Source organism: Pseudobutyrivibrio sp. UC1225 (genome assembly GCF_900115215.1).
Classification (GTDB): Bacteria; Bacillota; Clostridia; order Lachnospirales; family Lachnospiraceae; genus Pseudobutyrivibrio.
In genome coordinates, this window is record NZ_FOVQ01000002.1 from 296238 (window position 1) to 315927 (window position 19690).

Sequence of the window (19690 nt, forward strand, 5' to 3'; positions counted from 1 at the left end):
TATTGATGCCTGAAAATACCTAGAAAGTTTTGATTTTTAGGGGGTAAACTAAATTAATTCCTCGAAATCTATGACACTCATTGGTTTGTGGAAGTAGTAGCCCTGCATTTCAAGACAATCCTTGCTCTTAAGGAACATGGCCTGATCCAGAGTTTCCACACCTTCAGCCAAAAGGTCCATGCCAAGCAACTGGATCATCTGAATCAGATAGGTCAAAATAATCTGTCCTTTTTCTTCAAATCCTTCTGATGACAGGAAACGTAAATCCAGTTTTACACGGTCAACTGGAAGCTCCTTTAACATGTTTAGAGAAGAATAACCGCTGCCAAAATCATCCATTTCAACAAGGAATCCGTTTGAGCGAAGATTTTCCGTTGTTAGGATGAGTAGTTTTGAGTCTTTTACATAGGCGGATTCTGTAATTTCTATATGTAGCTGGTCAGGAGTTAATTCGTATTTGCGAATCAAATCCATGAACAGTAGATGGATATCTGGATTCTCTGAAATATCACTTCGTGATACGTTCACAGAAACAGTCATGCGCTTTCCTAAATTGTTCCAGCGATGAAGATCTTTGCATACTTTTTCCCATACATAGCAGTCCAGCTCATAGATTTTTCCGGAGTTTTCCAGAGCAGGGATAAATTCTCCAGGACTAATCCAACCCAGATTGCCGTGAGCCCAGCGACAAAGTGCTTCAGCACCAATGATGGTGTTGCTTTCGAAATTTACCTGTGGCTGGTACCAAACCTGAATTTCTTCTGCTTCAATTGCAGAGGATAGATGGCCAACAATATCTACCGTACGCTTTTTGGTTTCCCATTGATTCAGGTTGTAGAATTCAAATCCCGTTTTACCTGATTCACGAAGTTTGCGCTCAGCTATTCTTGCAAAATCTATCATGTGGTCGACATCTATATTTTGGAGGTCATCTGGAGTAAGTACATAAATACCACTGCAGAGTTGTACCTTGAAATTTTTACCCTGACTAATAAGGAAATTGTTTACTGGCTCTACTACATCCTGTTCATCCTCATAAATCTTTTCATTACCTTCGATTCTGCGAAGAACTACAAACTGGTCAGCAGTAACTCGTCCAATTGCCTCATCCTCAGATAATATATTCTTTGAAATCTTAACCCAGTATTTCAGTAGCTTATCGCCCGTTTCTTTTCCAAAGCTGTCGTTTATAAATTTAAAATCTACTATATTGTTGTAGGAAATAAAGTATGGAACAGAAGGATTTTCTCTCAGAATTTCCTCTACACGTTTTCTGAATCCATTCATACTGTAAGCACCTGTAAGCTCATCGTGATCTATCAGAAGGCGTAGTCTTTCCTCCTGCATAAGAGTGATAGAACGTTGTCTGAAAACCATGGTTCCTATTACTGCCGCAAAAAGAAGGATGCCAAGAATAATAAAGGCACCATATTGGTACATATAATCCCAAAGATCATAATGATATAGGCGACGTGTGGTGTAATCTAAGATAATGGCTTCAGTCTTGGTTTCCTCCAAACGAGATATTCCCATATTCAGTCTGTCTATTATTTCTTGTCCTCTAGGAGTATCCAAAGTGCCTGCCTTAAATCCCATAGAAAACATAGCAGAAGGCTGAACGTGTAAATTGACATAAGATGGCTTCTGAAGAACATAGCTCCATACGTAGGAGTTGTTAAGAAGAGCATCCACCTCACCCTTTTGAAGACCTTTAACACCGCCCCTTATATCATCATAAAATACAATCTTCATTCCGGGATAAAGCTCATGAACAGTTTCAGCTACACCCTTTAGAGATGCTGGCATACCTACTCTTACAGTATTCAGAGTAGGAAGAGAAGAGTTCTTAGTAGTTACAAGAGTAAACGGAATTTCCATCAGATTTTCAGTAACGATGGCGTTCATTCCGGAAGTGCTGGTAATAGCACTGCCAAAAGGCATAATAACATCGTATTCAGCGCTATCAAGAGCGTCTTTCATGTTACCTTCGGTGATATTCTTTATGATTATGTCATAGCCAGCTTCTTTGGCTACTTCTCGAATTAAATCTACACCTATACCTACAGTTTCCTCGGATACATTATCTATATAGAACATAGGACAGCGGTCTGTAGGCACACCTACAATTAGCGTATCCTTTGAAGATGCAGCCTCAGAGCTGACAAAGAGCACAGCAAAACAAAGCACAGTTACTGTGCTTAAAATAGCTTTTTGTATTACTTTTCTAAACTTTAGCCCACCCAAGGAAGCTCCTCCATTTGTTTGTAATACACAGTCTTACAATATTCCAAATCTAATATAACAAACGATTGAGAAAAATCTGTGATTGCAAGAAAAGTTATATCTTGCTATAATACTTCCTACGAGTTTTTAGCAGTTTAAAGTGCTAAGCAGATAAAGATGTGGAGGTAATATTTTGGAACAGGAAAATCGCGGTAGCTTTTCAGGAAAAATAGGTTTTGTGCTCTCGGCCGCGGGAGCGTCAGTAGGTTTAGGAAATATTTGGAGATTTCCTTATTTATGTGCTAAGTATGGTGGAGGAATTTTCCTTATTGTATATGTGCTTTTGGCTCTTACATTTGGTTATACAATGATAGTTGCTGAGACAGCTATTGGTAGAGCTACAAATAAAAGTCCCGTTGGTGCATTCAACGGATTGAGTCACAATAATAGGCTTATGAAGATTGGTGGCTGGATTAATGCCATCATCCCAATCTTAATCGTGCCTTATTATTCAGTTATTGGTGGATGGGTTTGCAAATACCTTTTTGAGTATATTCGCGGAGATGTGAATGCTATTGCAGGGGACAATTTCTTTGTAAACTTCATCACAGATGGTAAAGAGACTGAGATTTGGTTTATCGTATTTACGTTTTTAGTTTTACTTGTAATATATCTTGGCGTTGAAAATGGTATTGAGAGAGTATCCAAGATTGTAATGCCAATTCTTGTAGTGCTTGCAGTGGTTATCTGTATTTACTCAGTTACAAGACCAGGTGCTTTAAGTGGTGTGAAGTATCTTTTCATTCCTAACTTTGAGCATTTTTCAATTATGACCGTCGTTACTGCCATGGGCCAGATGTTTTATTCCCTTTCGATTGCTATGGGTATTCTTATTACATTTGGCTCTTATGTTAAAAAAGAAGTCAGCATCGAGGAATCAACAAAGCAGGTAGAGATTTTTGATACAGCAATCGCTGTTATTGCCAGCCTTATGATTATCCCAGCTGTTTTTGCATTCTCACATGGAGATGAGAGCATGCTTAAGGCAGGCCCATCACTTATGTTCATCACTATGCCTAAGATTTTCGCAAGCATGGGATTTGGAAGAGTAATCGGAATCGCATTCTTCGCATTGGTACTTTTTGCAGCAGTAACAAGTGCCATCGCTCTTACAGAGAGTGCTGTTTCTACATTTGCAGATGAGTTTAAGTGGGACAGACACCGTGGTGTTAATATTATGGCTGTTATCATGTTTGTACTTGGCAGCCTTTCATCACTTGGCTATGGACCACTTGCTGATGTTACAATCATTGGAATGCAGTTTTTGGATTTCTTTGATTTCCTTACAAACTCAGTAATGATGCCAATCGCAGCTCTTGCTACATGTGTTCTTATCACTAGATTCATGACAGTAGAGAAGCTGGAGGCAGAGGTGGAGCAGGAGAATCATCCATTTAAGAGAAAAGGTATTTTCAGATTTATGATTAAGTGCCTTTGCCCAATTTTTGTATTGATTATCCTTGTAAGTGCCGTGTTAAATGTTTTTGGAATCATTAGCATGTAATTTATTTGATAGTTTAGTCGTCGATGTTTTAGTCATCGGCGACTTTTTCACTTTATTAGGCTCCATTTAATTGTTGCCAATTTATTTTATTTCGCTATACTTAGAGGAAAAGAAATATATTTAGAGGTATGATTAAATGGTTTTATTAGATAAATATGAAGCATTAAAGAACTACTTCAAAAAGCTGGGGTCAGTGGCAGTTGCCTTTTCCAGTGGAGTAGATTCTACATTTTTGCTTTTTACAGCTCGCGAGGCACTTGGAGATAACGTAATTGCGGTAACAGCTTCATCATGCTCATTTCCAAAGCGTGAATTGAATGAGGCCAAGGATTACTGCAAGGCTATTGGTGTGAGACATTTTATTGTTGAATCAGAGGAGCTTGAGATAGAAGGCTTTTCTCAAAATCCGCCAAATAGATGTTATCTGTGCAAACGCGAGCTTTTTTCGAAGATTTTTGATTTAGCTAAGGCTGAGGGCATAGCTTATGTAGTGGAAGGTTCCAATCTTGATGATGATGGAGACTACAGACCAGGCCTTCAGGCAGTGGCAGAGCTTGGTGCAAAGAGCCCACTGAGAGAAATCGGATTTACGAAGCAGGAAATCAGAGAGCTTTCAGCACATTTTGGACTTCCAACAGCAAATAAGCAGTCTTTTGCATGTCTTTCCAGCCGATTCCCTTATGGTGAGGCTATTACAGAAAAGAAGCTTGGTATGGTTGATAAGGCGGAGCAGCTACTTTTGGATATGGGATTCAATCAGTTCAGAGTTCGTATTCACGGAGAGAACGTTGCCCGCATTGAGTTGCAGCCTGCGGACTTTGGCAGAATGCTTGATGAGGACTTGAGATTACGTATTTACGATGCATTCAAGGAATACGGATTTGCCTATGTTGCACTTGATTTACGTGGCTATCGTACTGGTAGTATGAACGAAACGCTTGATTTATGATATTTACAGGTAGGTATATACATAGGAGGGTTTATGGATTACAGTCAGTACGTTAAAAAAGACTTTGAAAGTATAAGTGCATTTAATTTATCTATGGGTACAAAGGGGCGAAGCTACAAACAACATTGGCATTCTCATGGAGAAATAATACTTGTTGCGCCAGGGGAAAGTAATGTATTTAAGGTAAATCAGGATACATATCATCTGGCTCCGGGGGATTTTGTACTGGTGTGGCCTCGAGAAATGCACGAAGTGATTGATGCTGATTTGGAAAATACATTGATTATCAGATTCAGTAATGCCTTTGTAAATTCATTGTTTGATCTTCAGAGAATCATGCACTTTTATAGGAATTTGCATGTAATTTGTATCAATACACATCGTGAACTGGTGGCAAATCTTACAGCTATAGCTTATAGAATGAAGGAGTATTTCATGTCAGATGTTCCCGATAAGGAGCTTAGATGCTGCATGCTTCTAATGCAGTTTATGCTTACCCTCGACGAGCACAAGAATGAGTTTGTCCCAGAATTAAAGCAATTAGATGAAATCAGTGGCTATGGCGATATATATCGCAGGATGGTATTAGTTACAGATTATATAAAGAATAATCTTACTGCTGATGATTTGTCACAAGCTAATATGGCTAAGATGGCTGGAATTAGTAAAGATTATTTTTCAAGAGTTTTTAAAGATGCTACGGGAATGAATTACAGTAAATGGCTAAATATGATAAGGCTTGAGAAGGCCACGGAACTTTTGGCTACAGAGGACAAACCTCTAACTGAGATTGCCATGCTTTCGGGCTTTCAGAGTATCCCTAGTTTTAACAGGGTATTCAGGGCAGAGAAGGGAATGTCCCCAGGGGAGTATCGAACTCTGTTCGAAAAAAGTAATCCATATTTAGCAAAATATGATAATTTACATGTCAAAAATCGATAAGTATATTTTTATATTTCGCTATATACTTTAGTAGACGACATAAAGATTGCATGTAATCTTTATTCTGAATATTTATCACCACATTACGCGGAAGAAGCTTGGTTCAGCCCCGAGCTTCTTCTGTATTTATAGGACAATAAATGAGAGGTTTGGGTTAGCCCCAAACCTCTTCTGCTATTTCTTTGACTAATTTCAGCTTAGCCCACTGTTCATCTTCAGTAAGCTTGTTTCCGATTTCACATGAAGCGAAGCCACACTGAGGGCTTAAGTATAATCTATCAAGCGGGATATATTTTGCTGCTTCGTGAATACGTTTTATGATTGTTTCCTTGTCCTCTAGCTTTGGTGTCTTAGTGGTAATAAGACCAAGAACTACCTTCTTGTCAGGTGAAACCTTTGCAAGTGGAGCAAATCCACCTGAGCGGGCATCATCATACTCCAAGAAAAGAGCATCTACATTTTCCTTCGCAAATACGTAGTCGGCAACTGAATCATAAGGACCACTGGTGAAGAAAGTAGAGTGGTAGTTGCCTCGGCAAATATGAGATGTGATTATCATATCAGCTGGCTTGTTTTCAAGAGCAAGATTATTTACCTGGAGGAGTTGTTTCTTAACTTCCTCAATATCAATTCCAAGAGATGCATAGCGCTGCTTTGCCGCATCACCTACGATGGCGCCCCATGTACAGTCATCAAACTGAAGATTTCTGCAGCCTGCCTCATAGAACTGCTTGATAACATCCTGGTAAGCAACACCAATATCCTGAATAAGCTCTTCATTTGTTGGATAAAACTTTCTTGTGGTCTCGTAGTTTGCTGGAATAATCATCTGCTGGAATGTCTGAGCAGGTGCTGGGATTGTGTATTTTGCAACTGTGTTCTCATCCTCAAACTGCTTTAGGAACTTGAAATATTCCACGAAAGGATGAGCTTTCGCTTTGATTTTGCCCACAAGATAAGTATCATCCAAAAGTGCAAGCTCGCCGTTAAAGCTAACTCCGCCACCAGTATTTTCATGGGCAACTCCATCAAGTCCCCACATGAAATCAAGGTGCCAGAATGTTCTTCTGAATTCACCATCTGTGATGATATGATATCCAAGCTCTTTCTGCTTGGCTACAACCTTTTCAATTTCTCTGTTCACTACATGATCATAGGCTGATTCAGCAATTTTTCCAGCAAGGAAATTTGCCTTTGCCTCCTTTAATGCCTGTGGTCTTAAGAAGCTTCCTACGAAGTCATATCTGTAAGGTGTCTGTATTGTACTCATTATTATGTCTCCCTTCGCTGTAATTGTCGCGTGTTTGTTGAAATGGATTATATGCCTAGTGAGTATATAGGTAAAATATTAAAAATGAGTGGATAACCATAGATAAAATCTATGATAATGGCTATAATTAAAAAAAATCTATGTTATCAGGAGAATGATAATGACTCTAAAGCAGCTTAGATATGCGGTTACTGTGGCAGATACAGGGAATATTACCGAAGCGGCAAAGAAGCTTTTTATAGCTCAGCCCAGTCTTACATCTGCCATCAGAGAACTGGAAAGTGAATATAATATTACGATTTTCAACCGTTCTAATAAGGGAATAGAAGTGACTCCCGAGGGGGATGAGTTCTTAGGATATGCCCGCCAGGTATTGGAGCAGACTAATCTTATAGATGAAAGATACACTGGGAAAAGTACAGGTAAACAGCGTTTTTGTGTTTCAGCCCAGCATTATTCCTTTGCAGTGGAAGCCTTTGTTGAACTTTTGAAAAGATATGGTGGGGATAAGTACGAATTTCACATGAGAGAGACACAGACCTACGACATTATAGATGACGTGGCTCACCTCAGAAGTGAGATAGGAATCCTGTATCTGAATAAGTTTAACGAGACGGTAATCAGAAAGACTCTTAGGGATAATGGTCTCACCTTCCACAGCCTCTTTAAGGCAAAGCCCCATGTGTTTATTGGAAAAGACAGCCCGCTGGCTAAGAAGAAGTCACTTACACTTGATGATTTGAAGGAATACCCACGACTTTCCTATGAGCAGGGCAGCCACAATTCCTTTTATTTTTCCGAGGAGATTCTCAGTACTGTGGATTGCGACAAGGAGATTATTGTAAGGGACCGTGCTACACTTTTCAACATGCTAATTGGTCTCAATGGATATACAATCTGTAGCGGTGTTATCAGTGAGGAACTGAATGGGCCAAGCATTATAGCAAAGCCTTTGAAGGTGGATGATTATATGGAAATCGGGTATATTCTGCCTTCTGGAATAACTCATTCAAAGCTGACAGGAAATTATATTGAGATGCTGAAGGCCAGCTGTAGGTGATGTTATTTGACAAAAGGAAGGAAAGCAAATATTATATAGCTACCTAGTTAGTCGATAGGAGAATAAAGCAGATGCTAGCCATCTGCTTTTGCTATGTATAAGAGGAACGTTTAATGAAAGAAATAACATATAAAGAATTAACAGAGCTTCAGGAAGGTAGCTACATTCTAGTAGATATCCGCAATGAAGGTAGTCTAAAATATGGCATGATTCCTGGTGCTGTAAGCATTACACATGAGTTATTTGATACTGATTTGGATGGTGTTGTGTCTCGCCTAGATAAATCAAAGCAGATTGTTTTATATTGCACCAGAGGACAGGTTTCAATAGAGGATGCGGAGCTTCTTTGCGACAATGGTTTTGATGCAGTAAGTCTCAAGGGTGGCTATAACAGCTATCTTTCCGCACTTATGGAGCAGCAGGATGCAGAAGGCGAAGCTGAGCTTCACGCTCAGACTGCTGAAATAGAGAAGAGTATTAGAAAGAAATTTCATAAGACATTGTTTTCTCCTTTTGCCAGAGCTTGTAAGGAATACGAACTTATCAAAGAGGGAGATCACATCTGTGTTTGTATTTCCGGTGGTAAGGATTCCATGCTTATGGCAAAGCTGTTTCAGGAAATACAGCGTCATCAGAAGGTAAACTTCGAGCTTACATTCCTTGTTATGGATCCTGGCTACAGCGCTGTAAACCGCCAGCTTATTGAGAGCAACGCAAAGCTTATGGGAATTCCTATTGTGATTTACGAGAGTGATATCTTTGATGCTGTTGATACAGTGGATAAGAATCCTTGCTATCTCTGTGCAAGAATGAGACGTGGTCATTTGTATTCAAAGGCAAAGGAGCTTGGATGTAACAAGATTGCATTGGGACACCACTATGATGATGTTATAGAGACTATCCTCATGGGCATGCTTTATGGTGCACAGGTTCAGACTATGATGCCGAAACTTCATTCAACAAACTTCGAAGGTATGGAATTGATTCGTCCTCTTTATCTGGTTCGACAGGATGATATTATTGCATGGCAGCGTTACAATGGACTTCACTTCTTACAGTGTGCATGTCACTTTACAGAGACCTGTGACAGCTGTTCGGTGGATGGCACCAGCGCTTCAAAGCGTCTTGAGACAAGAAATCTCATTGCTGAGCTTAAAAAGACTAATCCTTATGTGGAGTCAAATATCTTCCGCAGCGTGGAAAATGTAAATCTGGCTACAGTAATAGCATACAAGCAGGATGGCGTGAAGCATCATTTCCTTGATACCTATGATGAGTAAAAAAATAAATATCTAAGAAAAAGATTAATTAAGGTCTGGCTTTTTGGCTAGGCCTTTATTTTTTCATAACCTTTTGAAAAAGAATAGAGCAAAATAGATAAAAATTAGCAATAAAAATTAAAATATTTTAACAAATATCATATAACAAGGCATATTTTTAACAAGCAATGTTGAAAAATTGTATAAAATGGGTTATAAAATTGACTTAGGAAATATAATATTGAAATAGTTTAGTAAATGCTAAACTAAAAGGAGAAGGGGGAACAAATGAAGAAAATGAAAAAAGCCGTGGCATTGGGATTATCCATTGTTATGGCTACTTCAGGCGCGCAGCTAACTGGCCTAGGGGCAATGAAGGCAGAGGCTGCTTCAAACATTTCAAGAGTGTCAGTACATGATCCATCTATTTTTGCAGAAGATGGCAAATACTATGTATTTGGCTCACATATTGCCACAGCGTCTTCGGATGATTTAGTCAACTGGACACAGGTTTCGAGAGATTATCAGGATGTTAGCGGCAATGTAATTTATGGAAATTTAAGAGAAAATCTTGCAGAGTCATTTAAGTGGGCAGGATATGACGACGGCGACTGTGCCGGTGGAAATTATGCAGTTTGGGCTCCAGATGTAATCTACAATCCAGATTATGTTTGGGAAGATGGAAGCAAGGGAGCGTACATGCTTTATTACAGTGCTTCATCTACATGGCGCCGTTCTTGCATTGGCTATATGGTATCGAAGAGCTATGATGGTGGATACCAGTATGGTGGAACAGTAGTATATTCAGGCTTCACAAACACAGGAAGCGTAAATTACGATGGCAATAGCAAGAGAGATACAACCTATACTAATGACTATTTACCTTTTAATGATTTAATTGCAGATGGTGTAATTGATGGGGATGTATCCACATGGAAATGCTTTAATAAGGACGGTAGCTGGAACAATAATTATGCTCCAAATGCTATTGACCCAACTCTTTTCTTTGATGCCACAGGTGAGCATTTATATATGGTATATGGCTCATGGTCAGGTGGATTATTTATTTTAGAGCTTGATAAGACAACAGGTGAAGCAATCTATCCTGGAACAGATGGAGTAGAGGAAACAAGTGGTAATTATGTGGATAGATATTTTGGTGTTCATATTGCAGGTGGAAATCACCAGTCTGGCGAGGGTCCATACATTGAATATGATAAGAATACCGGTTATTACTACATGTACGAAACATATGGTGGACTTACAACAACTGGCGGATATAACATGCGTCTCTTCCGCTCAAAAAATGTCTATGGTCCATATGTTGATCCAGCTGGAAATGAGGCCGGTGGAAGTGGTGTAAATTGCTATAAATATGGCGTAAAGCTGATTGGTAATTATCAGTTCTATGGACAGCCTGGATATAGAGCAGCTGGTCATAACTCAGCAATGATTACCGACGATGGAAAGTATTATCTTTTCTATCATCAGAGATTTTTGGATTCTTCTCGTGGTGAAGGCCATGAGGTTAGAGTTAGACAGCAGTTTTTAAATGAAGATGACTGGCTTGTAACAGCAGTATACGAAAATCGTAATGAGCAGATTCAGAAGTATACAAAGGACGATGTAGTTGGAAGCTATGAGTTTGTAAATCATGGAAATGCTGAAAAGGATGGCAGCATGATTTCTACTGAATCAGTTACTTTGAATGAAGATGGTACTATTTCAGGTGACAAAACAGGCTCTTGGACAATGGCAGATGCTGCTGATTATACATATGTAACATTAAATATAGGTGATGCTACTTATAAGGGCGTTTTCTTTGAGCAGTCAAATGATAATGATGAAAAGACAATGACCTTTACAGCTATTGGAAATAACAATCTGGCCGTGTGGGGAAGTAAATTTGAAGAGTCAGAAGATCTTGTGGTTGGAAAGGTTATCGATCAGCTGGCAGGGATGCTTCCAGATACAACAAGAGAGAACATTTCTCTTCCAAAGACTCTTTCAGGTGCAACTATCACCTGGAGCTCAGATACACCAGCTGTACTATCAAACGAGGGTGTAGTATCAGTTCCATCAGTAGATACAAAGGTAAAGCTTACAGCAACAATTACTTGCGGTGCCGAGTCTAGGACTGCAGAGTATGAGATAATGGTATACGATGGCCCACATATTATTGCAGGATATGATTTTGAAAATGTAGATGGGACAAGTGTTTCAGCTACTGGTGCCTCAGTAGTAGGTGGAAATGCAACATTAATGGGAACAGCTTCTGTAATCAATGATGAGACTAGAGGGGAGGTCCTGAAAGTTGAGAATAGTGAAGGGAATAAGCAGGTTAATTATTTATCTTTGCCAAACGAACTATTCAAGGATATTGATAAGTCTGGCTACACTGTAAGCATGTGGGTAAATATTGATGCTTCTACCTGGGAGCACAGTGCTCTTTTTGAAGCAGATATGGTTTCAGGTGGTGCAGTTACAGGCAATTATCCTATGACAAGAATCGGTGCTAATCTGATAGGAAGAATCAATGCAAATGATTATTCTGACGCGGTTCCAGGAATTGCCTATGGAGAATTAACAGGTAAATGGCAGCTGGTAACATATACAGTGGATACAAAGGGTATCAAGGTTTATTTAAATGGTAACCAGATTGTATACGACAAGAAGGATATCTCTAATTGCTTCAGTGGCAAAAATGCAGCAATTCAGAATGCTAATCATATAATGGTTGGTGCAGGTGATATTTGGTCAGATGAGGATTGTAGAAATGCTTTATTTGATGATGTTCGTATATACGATACTGCACTGACAGCATCTGAGATAAGTAGTCTTTATGATGCAACATATATGGATAATAAAGAAGATGAGCCAAAAGAGCCAGAGCATAAGGTTAAGCCTATAGCAGAGGAGGAGCCTGATGCAGAGGGAATGACAAAGGTTTACATTAGACTAGAGGACGATGAGTTCTATGAGGAAGCAAATGTTTATGCTGTAGATGCTGATGGAAATCCAGTAGGTTTTGGTGAGGAACCAGGAAAAGCAATGGTTCACATAGGAAACGGCTGGTATTCAGTAAACGTTCCAAATGAGCTTTTAGCCTCAGAGGCTGATGAAGAAAAAATAGAGCAAATCGAAATTTCGGAAACTGAAGAAGATTTAGAGGAAGAAATCAAAGAAGAAAACAAGGAAGATTCTGAAGATGCTGAGCAGGAAATATTAGATGCTGAGAGTGAGGAAACAAAGTCTGAGGAAATTCCAACAGAGGAAACACTTCTTGATAAAGTGGAAGAGGTTATTGAGGAATTAGTAGATGAAATAAAATCAGCATTTTCTCCAATGGAGGTAAAAGCAGCTGAGTCTAATATTTTTGCAGATGGAGTGACATTAAGTGTCAATAATGGTAAGGGCTACAGTATAGCAGGTGCAAATTCATTATTTACTATGGTAAGACCAAGTGCTGAAGAGCTTATGCAGGAGGAGTCAGAGGAACCTGCAGAAGTACCAGTGGAGGAACCTGCACATTCTGAGCCAGCTCCAACACCACAGCCAGCGCCATCTAATCAGAGCAGCTCATCTAATCAGAGCAGCTCATCAAGCTCAAATAGCGCATCTACCGCAGTGTCAGCTCAGCCTGCAGCTAATAATACAGTTACAACAGTTGCAGAAGCTCAGGTGCCATTAGCAGGTGACACTAAGATTGCTAGTAACAAGGCAAACAAGGTAACTAAGACTAAAGCAACAAAGTCAACAACAGATACAACCGAAGAAAAACTCTCAGAAGAAGCAAACACAGAAGAGACAGAAGAAAATGATACTGCTGAAAACACAGAGGAAGCTTCAGTGGCTTCCGGGGAGTCAGAAAAGTCAGTAACAGAGGAAGCTATTGAGGATGAGGAGGTAGCAAAAGCTGCCCTTGAAGAGGAGATAAACTCAAATGGTTTTGGAATTGTCCCTATAGTAATAATAATCTTAATAGCCTTCGGTGGTGCTACAACAGCTTACTTACTTAGAAAAAATAAATAATCCCTCATGGAATAAGGCACAGGTCGTTTGACCTGTGCCATTCCTGCTTTATTTCACTAATTCTCTAATAGTTTTCCAGTCTATACATCTGTGATAGTTATCATTTGGAAGTTCTGCATTGTGATTCCATGGGCGGTCAAATACCATTACCTTTAAAGCTGGTAAATGATCAAAAAATTTGAAGGCGAGTGGAGAATCCTCTATAGCATAATCAAAGTGCATCTTATAATACTCTTCCAGCTTTAAGCTAAATTCACTGTCTTTAATAAAGCTGTCACGTCCATATTTATCGAGACAGTAGAGCTTTACTCGTTGAAGGTTATGTTCGTCAAGCCACTGACGTGAAGCCTCATAGGCGCTGTATGGCCTGCCTGTGATTATAGATACATTATGGCCTTCATCCAGCCACCTATTAATTGTTTCAGAAGCACCAGGTGTCTCCTCATAAGTTAATAGTACTTCAGGAGTATGAGCCTTTATCATCATTTCCTGATACTGCTCCTCAGTCAATGAAAAGGACTTCTGTAAGTTGAAAAACTGTATATTCTCGTAAGGTACATCCTTATCAAACATTTCCTTCACAAGCCCTGAAAAGTGAAGGGCTGTTTCGCAAAGACAATCGTCAAAATCTACGTAAATATTCATGTGCGTTCTCCATTTGTCAGTTTAATAGCATCACAATGATACCATAACAGGCCTTAGCTATAAACTCATTTTATAGCCGGCTCTAATTTTCTTTAGTAACCAGGAGTATTGACTTATATAGGGGGTGTCGCATATAATCCTATCAACCTAGTAAGTGAGTAGGAAATAAAAATACTTACAAAAATAATTTGAAAGGAACAGACTAAATGAGAACAACAATTTCTACAGCTATGATGAATACTTGTATGTGTAAGGCCTGCTGTCAGACTTCTATTTGTTGTACTTGTATAACAGTCTGTATGAATAAAACTAAAAAAAGATATAGGCAAAAGCAATAGGTTTTAAAATATCGTATATACGAATTGATTCTTTTAAGAAGACTTAAGACCAAAGCTTTTAGCTAAGGACCTTAAGTCTTTTTTGGTGTCATAGCCGCTGGAAAGGCATAGGCGAGGCATCGCTGAAGTTGGTGGTTCGAATCCATCTGGCACCAGTGAGGGTGAAAGGAGAGAAAATGGCAGAAGTAAAAGAAGTAACTGAAAATCAACTGGCAAAAATCAAAGATTACATCGAGTCCATAAAATATGGCTCCGTAAACATCATCATTCAGGATGGCAAAATCATCCAGATAGACAAAAGTGAAAAAATAAGGCTATAAAGAAAAGATTTAGAACTGACTAGACAACTAGAGGTTCAGGAACACGGTTTCATTCGCTGTGCTCTTGAGCCTCTTTTTTTCTATAAAAAACAAAAAAGAAACAAAAGGAGAAAAAAAGAACATGGGAAAGTTATTCACATCAGAATCAGTAACAGAGGGACATCCAGACAAAATTGCAGACCAAATTTCTGATGCAATCCTTGATGAGCTACTTGCTCAGGATCCATATTCTAGAGTCGCTGCTGAGACAACAGTGGCAACAGGACTAGCTCTTGTTGTAGGAGAGATTACAACAAAGGCTTACGTGGACATTGCAAAGGTTGCTAAGGAAACAATCAGAGAGATTGGTTATGTAAATAACGTTGATGGATATAATGCAGATTCAATTGCAGTACTTACATCAATTGATGAGCAGTCAGCAGATATTGCACTTGGAGTTGATAAGGCATTTGAATCAAAACAGGAAGGAGTGACGGAAGATTTTGGAACAGGAGCAGGTGACCAGGGAATCATTTTTGGATACGCAACAAACGAAACACCAGAGTATTTACCACCAGCTATTTCGTTTGCTCATCGTCTTACTAGACAGCTTACAAAGGTTCGAAAGGATGGAACACTTCCATACCTTAGACCAGATGGAAAATCTCAGGTAACAGTAGAGTTTGCAGAAGATGGACAGACTGTAAAGAGAGTACATACCATTGTTATTTCAACACAGCATTCTGAGGATGTAACTCTTGAGCAGATTCGTAAAGACGTAATTGAATACGTCATAAAGCCGGTAATTCCAGAAGAACTCCTAGACGAAAACACCATATATTATGTAAATCCAACTGGAAGATTTGTTATCGGCGGTCCACAGGGAGATGCAGGACTGACAGGACGCAAGATTATCGTGGATACCTATGGTGGCACAGGTCGTCACGGCGGCGGTGCTTTCTCAGGAAAGGATCCAACAAAGGTTGATCGTTCTGCAGCCTACGCAGCTCGCTGGGTAGCAAAGAATCTTGTTGCTGCAGGAGTCGCAAAGAGACTCGAAGTTGAGCTTGCATACGCAATCGGCGTAGCTAAGCCAGTATCAATTGCAGTAGACACATTTGGAACAGGAGTGATTGATGATGAACAGATTGTTGAAATTATTGAAAGAGTATTTGATCTCAGACCAGCAGCAATCATCGATGCCCTTAATCTTCGTAGGCCAATCTACAAGCAGACTGCTGCTTATGGACATTTTGGCAGGACCGATGTGGATTTACCTTGGGAGCATTTAGACAAGGTGGATGAGATTAAGAAGATTTTTGAAGATATAAGAGTTGACCTGGCTGTTCAGCATATTTCTGAAGCCAGAGATGCAGTAGCAGTATAGGTAGAAAGGTAAAAAGAACAATGGCAGAGAAAATTGGTAAGCACATAGCAATATATGGAAAAGGCGGAATTGGAAAATCAACAACTACATCAAATATTAGCGCAGCCCTTGCAGAAGCAGGATATCGAGTAATTCAGATTGGATGTGATCCAAAGAGTGATTCAACAAACACACTTCGAGGAAATAATTATCTTCCAACAGTTCTTGATAGCTTAAGAGAAGGTAACAAGATTCATTTGGATGATATTTCCGTAAAAGGATTCGGTGGAGTTCTTTGTATTGAATCTGGTGGTCCAGTTCCTGGGGTAGGATGTGCAGGACGAGGAATCAACGCAGCAGTAAATCTTCTTCAGGAACTAAATCTTTTCGAAGAATTTAAGCCTGATTATGTTCTTTATGACGTACTTGGAGATGTAGTTTGTGGTGGCTTTGCAGTTCCTATCAGAGATGGAATTACAGACAGGGCATACGTTGTAAGTTCATCAGATTTTATGGCTTTATATGCTGCCAATAACCTTTTCAAGGCGATTAACAAATATGCTCCTACAGGTGGTGCAAAGCTTGGTGGTGTTATTGCCAACAGCATGAAGCCAGGTTATCACAGAGAAATCGTAGAGGACTTTGTGGCAAAGACTGGTACAAGCATTGCAGGATACGTAAATCGTTCAATTGATGTTCAGCAGAGCGAGCTTTATGGAAAGACTGTTATTGAGGCTAAGCCTAATAGTGCACAGGCTGATATTTATAGAAATCTTGCCAAGTACATTGCGGAAAATGAGAATCTTGTGGTTCCTAATCCGCTTGGTTCTGCAGAGCTTAGAGATTGGGCTAGAAACTGGGGAGACCGTATTTACGATATTGAAAGCGGAGTAGTTGGAGTAGCGGAGGCGATTTAAATGAGTTTTTTAGATGATAGAAAAGCATTAACAAGAGAAAAACGACTCAGTGCTCTTAGTCACTTTCATGGGACTCTAGAAGGCCTTATTGATGAATCCGCTGGAGCGGAAATCAGACAGCGAATCAGAACTTTTTCGCAGGTTCATGTCGACGAGACAATCTATGCTTTTGATGTCCTATCAAAGATAAAAGATGCGGTGATTATTGTGAATGGTTCTATCGGATGCTCGGCTCTTGGAATTGCACAGGATGAAGAAGAAGGCTTCACATGGTTTTCTACAAATCTTGTGGAAAGGGACACCATCCTCGGTGGAGATGACAAGCTTCGTGAGGCAATCCTCAGAGCAAATGAAGAGAAGCATCCAAAGGCAATCTTCATTCTTGGAACTCCAGTAGTCGCCATTAATAATGATGATATAAATTCAGTAATTCTCGAGCTGGAGGACGAGATTGGTATTCCAATTATCAGTATCTATACAGACGGATTTAAATCAAAAACACCAGTAACTGGGTACGATATTGTGACACACAGTTTGTTGAAGTATCTGGTAGATAAAAATGTAGATCTGAAGGAAGACTTCATAAATGTAATCTCCTTCTCGGAGAACATTGAGGATGTAGCTTCAATAGCAGGCATACTTCATGAGCTAAACATTAAGTTCCAGGTGCTTCCAAGATTTTCAAGCATTGAGGAAATCAGAAAAGCATCAAAGGCCAGGGCCACTGTCGTTTTAAATCCAGAAGAGGGAGATTATCTGGCGAAGGAACTTGAGGAGGTATTTGGGGTTCCTTACATAGAAAGCGAAGCCCCTATAGGTTTCAGGGGAACAAAGAATTTCCTGTTGAAGCTTGGAAGCTTCTTGAATATTGAAGAGCAGGTAGTAGCTTACATTGACGAGGCGGAGGCAAAAATCTCTGAGCAGTTTGTAGGTAACATTCTGGAAGACAAGCGAGTATTTGTAGATGCATCCCTAAGTAAGGTATATGGCTATGGAAGATTGCTGACAAACCTTGGTGGACAAGTGCTAGGTTTCTCTTCACCATTTGTGGATTTGGATAACAGAAAGCAGCTTAAGAGATTTGATTTCTTACAGAAGAATGCTATAGCCATAATTGGAAATGGACAGCAGTTTGAAAAAGCAAACGAGCTGGAGAAAAACCATATCGATATTTTCTTTAGCGAGAATGTGGGTAATTCATACGTGACAGATGAGGGAGCAGTAGTTGTTTCCACAAAGAACAGAGTTACATACGGATTTGAAGGTGTAGATGTAATCATTGCTTCAATTCGAAGAGCGTTGAGACTTCAGGGAAAGAACGGAAACGTCAGCAGCTATAAAGATAGTTTTAAACGTCGCAGTGGAAACTGGTATGTAAAGCAGGAGGTAAGCTAATGTCAAACGTAATTAAAAATCCAAGAAATGGATGCGCACTCCACGGTGCTTTACAGACAGTACATGAAATCGAAGGAGTGGTACCAGTTGTTCATGCAAATGCAGGTTGTGGAGTTATAAACTACCTTGCAAATAAATCGGTGGGAAACGGAGTAGGCAGATACAGCGGATTTGCTACTCCAGGCACCGCCGCACAGGAGAGACACGTTATTTTTGGTGGAGCATCAAGACTTCGTGAACAGATTAAAAACACAATCAAGGTTGTAAACGGAGATTTATATGTCATCTTAAACAGCTGCGAATCGGCGATGGTAGGCGACGATGTAGATGCCATGACAAGGGAGATTGTAGAGCAGGGAGAGCCTGTTGTAGACACTCTTATAGCAGGCTTTAATGGCGGTAGTCACTATGGTTATGAGCATGTTTTAAATGACATATTAAAGACTATTGATGGAGTTAAAAAGAATGAGAAAAATACAGATTCAAAGCTTATCAATATATTTGGAATAGTTCCACAGAAGGACCCATATTGGCAGGGCAATCTGGAGGAGATTAGAAGAATTTTTACAGGGGTAGGTTTAAAGGTGAATCTTTTCTTTGGAGTATATGGCGGTGTAGATGATTTGGTAAATGCTAAAAATGCTGCAGCTTCAATTGTTTTTAGCAGATGGGGTGAGCTTCCAGCAAAGCTTTTAAAGGAGAGATTTGATATTCCATATATAAATCAAAGCGCATTGCCTGCTAATGTAAGTGATGAGCAGGAACTTTTAGATAAGGTTTCGGAGTATGTAGAGATTGATCAGGAGGTTAGGGAGAGCTTCCTGAACAGTGAAGAAAAATACGAGAAGAATTATCTTTCAAGAATCAGGGATGACATCTTTGAATATGATTTGGGAAAGAGAACTCTTATCGTAGGTGATGAGGAACAGGTAATCCGCTATGGAAAACTCTTTCGGGAAGTCCTTGGAGCAAGAGTGGTAGGAGCAGTTCTTACAGACGCATTAAAGAAGGATGAAGAACACGATAGAGATAACACAGAGCTGCTTGAATCCATTGCGGAAAACATCTACATCACATCAGATGCAAAAGATATTGAGGATATTATTAAGCGAAGCAGAGCAGAAGTTGTAATCGGAAGCTCACTTGAGAAAAAGATTGCCGAGAAAAACAATGTTTCATTGCTTGAGTTTAGCTATCCAATTTATCATAGAGCAATTTTAAACCAGACTACAGCGGGAGTCAGAGGACAGATTGAATTGCTACAGAGCTACATTTCAATTGTTAAAGAAAAGCAGTTGGAGAAAAAGGAAGAGCTTATAAGATTCGTACAGAGTGTAAAAGGAGGAGAATCATGGCACGAGCTATCACATGGGAAGTCTGTTGTTAGAAACTCTGAAAGAACAGCAAAATTAGTTAATTACGGAGGATGAC

Annotated in this window: 14 protein-coding genes and 1 tRNA gene; 12 read left to right on the forward strand and 3 right to left on the reverse strand. The window is 39.6% G+C overall.

The features are described 5' to 3' along the window. Positions 1-48 precede the first annotated feature (48 nt). Positions 49-2244, reverse strand: coding sequence for an EAL domain-containing protein (locus tag BMZ41_RS04225; protein ID WP_090527114.1), 2196 nt, complete (start codon positions 2242-2244; stop codon positions 49-51). 169 nt (positions 2245-2413) lie between these two features. On the opposite strand from BMZ41_RS04225, the gene BMZ41_RS04230 reads away from it, so the two are divergent. The 3 genes from BMZ41_RS04230 to BMZ41_RS04240 all read left to right on the forward strand — a co-directional run bounded on the left by BMZ41_RS04230 (position 2414) and on the right by BMZ41_RS04240 (position 5678). Then, positions 2414-3787, forward strand: coding sequence for a sodium-dependent transporter (locus BMZ41_RS04230; RefSeq protein WP_090527116.1), 1374 nt, complete (start codon positions 2414-2416; stop codon positions 3785-3787). A 136-nt stretch (positions 3788-3923) separates the two neighbouring features. Continuing rightward, on the forward strand, positions 3924-4736 hold the full coding sequence (gene larE / locus BMZ41_RS04235; RefSeq protein WP_090171337.1) for an ATP-dependent sacrificial sulfur transferase LarE: 813 nt from the start codon (positions 3924-3926) through the stop codon (positions 4734-4736). A gap of 33 nt (positions 4737-4769) precedes the next feature. Next, positions 4770-5678 (forward strand): AraC family transcriptional regulator, encoded by a 909-nt coding sequence (locus BMZ41_RS04240; RefSeq protein ID WP_090527118.1) that lies wholly within the window; start codon positions 4770-4772, stop codon positions 5676-5678. Between the two features lie 154 nt (positions 5679-5832). Here BMZ41_RS04240 and BMZ41_RS04245 read toward each other — a convergent pair whose 3' ends face one another. Beyond that, complete coding sequence (locus tag BMZ41_RS04245) at positions 5833-6948, reverse strand: 5-methyltetrahydropteroyltriglutamate--homocysteine S-methyltransferase (RefSeq protein ID WP_090527120.1); 1116 nt, start codon at positions 6946-6948, stop codon at positions 5833-5835. Positions 6949-7108: 160 nt separating this feature from the next. Here BMZ41_RS04245 and BMZ41_RS04250 point away from each other — a divergent pair, with 160 nt between their 5' ends. From BMZ41_RS04250 to BMZ41_RS04260, 3 genes are all read left to right on the forward strand, one after another. After that, the gene (locus BMZ41_RS04250; RefSeq protein WP_090527121.1) at positions 7109-8008 is read left to right on the forward strand and encodes a LysR family transcriptional regulator; all 900 of its coding nucleotides are present in this window, start codon (positions 7109-7111) and stop codon (positions 8006-8008) included. 113 nt (positions 8009-8121) lie between these two features. After that, positions 8122-9288 carry a PP-loop family protein gene (locus tag BMZ41_RS04255; RefSeq protein WP_090527123.1) on the forward strand — a complete coding sequence of 389 codons (1167 nt, stop codon included), beginning with the start codon at positions 8122-8124 and terminating at the stop codon, positions 9286-9288. Positions 9289-9555: 267 nt separating this feature from the next. Next, a complete protein-coding gene (locus BMZ41_RS04260; protein ID WP_090527125.1) occupies positions 9556-13299 on the forward strand; it encodes a lipocalin-like domain-containing protein in 3744 nt (1247 codons plus the stop codon). Positions 13300-13347: 48 nt separating this feature from the next. On the opposite strand, the gene BMZ41_RS04265 is transcribed toward BMZ41_RS04260, so the two are convergent. Beyond that, on the reverse strand, positions 13348-13944 hold the full coding sequence (locus tag BMZ41_RS04265; protein ID WP_090527127.1) for a 5' nucleotidase, NT5C type: 597 nt from the start codon (positions 13942-13944) through the stop codon (positions 13348-13350). 422 nt (positions 13945-14366) lie between these two features. On the opposite strand from BMZ41_RS04265, the gene BMZ41_RS04270 reads away from it, so the two are divergent. The 6 genes from BMZ41_RS04270 to BMZ41_RS04295 all read left to right on the forward strand — a co-directional run bounded on the left by BMZ41_RS04270 (position 14367) and on the right by BMZ41_RS04295 (position 19689). Then, a tRNA-OTHER gene (locus BMZ41_RS04270) sits at positions 14367-14437 on the forward strand. Positions 14438-14458: 21 nt separating this feature from the next. After that, positions 14459-14602 (forward strand): YezD family protein, encoded by a 144-nt coding sequence (locus tag BMZ41_RS04275; RefSeq protein WP_036951617.1) that lies wholly within the window; start codon positions 14459-14461, stop codon positions 14600-14602. A 121-nt stretch (positions 14603-14723) separates the two neighbouring features. Continuing rightward, positions 14724-15968 carry a methionine adenosyltransferase gene (gene metK / locus BMZ41_RS04280; RefSeq protein ID WP_090527129.1) on the forward strand — a complete coding sequence of 415 codons (1245 nt, stop codon included), beginning with the start codon at positions 14724-14726 and terminating at the stop codon, positions 15966-15968. A 20-nt stretch (positions 15969-15988) separates the two neighbouring features. Next, positions 15989-16864: a nucleotide-binding protein gene (locus BMZ41_RS04285; protein WP_028246431.1), complete on the forward strand. Its 876-nt coding sequence runs from the start codon at positions 15989-15991 to the stop codon at positions 16862-16864. Then, complete coding sequence (locus tag BMZ41_RS04290; RefSeq protein WP_090527131.1) at positions 16865-18259, forward strand: nitrogenase component 1; 1395 nt, start codon at positions 16865-16867, stop codon at positions 18257-18259. Further along, positions 18259-19689, forward strand: coding sequence for a nitrogenase component 1 (locus tag BMZ41_RS04295; RefSeq protein ID WP_090527133.1), 1431 nt, complete (start codon positions 18259-18261; stop codon positions 19687-19689). Before BMZ41_RS04290 ends, BMZ41_RS04295 begins: the two co-directional genes overlap by 1 nt. The last annotated feature ends 1 nt before the right edge of the window (position 19690 follow it).

What these genes read in the sequence shown, in the direction of transcription:
- larE (WP_090171337.1), top strand. Translation starts at nt 3,924, where the DNA reads ATGGTTTTATTAGATAAATATGAAGCATTAAAGAACTACTTCAAAAAG.
- BMZ41_RS04240 (WP_090527118.1), top strand. Translation starts at nt 4,770, where the DNA reads ATGGATTACAGTCAGTACGTTAAAAAAGACTTTGAAAGTATAAGTGCA.
- BMZ41_RS04245 (WP_090527120.1), bottom strand. Translation starts at nt 6,948, where the DNA reads ATGAGTACAATACAGACACCTTACAGATATGACTTCGTAGGAAGCTTC.
- BMZ41_RS04250 (WP_090527121.1), top strand. Translation starts at nt 7,109, where the DNA reads ATGACTCTAAAGCAGCTTAGATATGCGGTTACTGTGGCAGATACAGGG.
- BMZ41_RS04255 (WP_090527123.1), top strand. Translation starts at nt 8,122, where the DNA reads ATGAAAGAAATAACATATAAAGAATTAACAGAGCTTCAGGAAGGTAGC.
- BMZ41_RS04260 (WP_090527125.1), top strand. Translation starts at nt 9,556, where the DNA reads ATGAAGAAAATGAAAAAAGCCGTGGCATTGGGATTATCCATTGTTATG.
- BMZ41_RS04265 (WP_090527127.1), bottom strand. Translation starts at nt 13,944, where the DNA reads ATGAATATTTACGTAGATTTTGACGATTGTCTTTGCGAAACAGCCCTT.
- BMZ41_RS04275 (WP_036951617.1), top strand. Translation starts at nt 14,459, where the DNA reads ATGGCAGAAGTAAAAGAAGTAACTGAAAATCAACTGGCAAAAATCAAA.
- metK (WP_090527129.1), top strand. Translation starts at nt 14,724, where the DNA reads ATGGGAAAGTTATTCACATCAGAATCAGTAACAGAGGGACATCCAGAC.
- BMZ41_RS04285 (WP_028246431.1), top strand. Translation starts at nt 15,989, where the DNA reads ATGGCAGAGAAAATTGGTAAGCACATAGCAATATATGGAAAAGGCGGA.
- BMZ41_RS04290 (WP_090527131.1), top strand. Translation starts at nt 16,865, where the DNA reads ATGAGTTTTTTAGATGATAGAAAAGCATTAACAAGAGAAAAACGACTC.
- BMZ41_RS04295 (WP_090527133.1), top strand. Translation starts at nt 18,259, where the DNA reads ATGTCAAACGTAATTAAAAATCCAAGAAATGGATGCGCACTCCACGGT.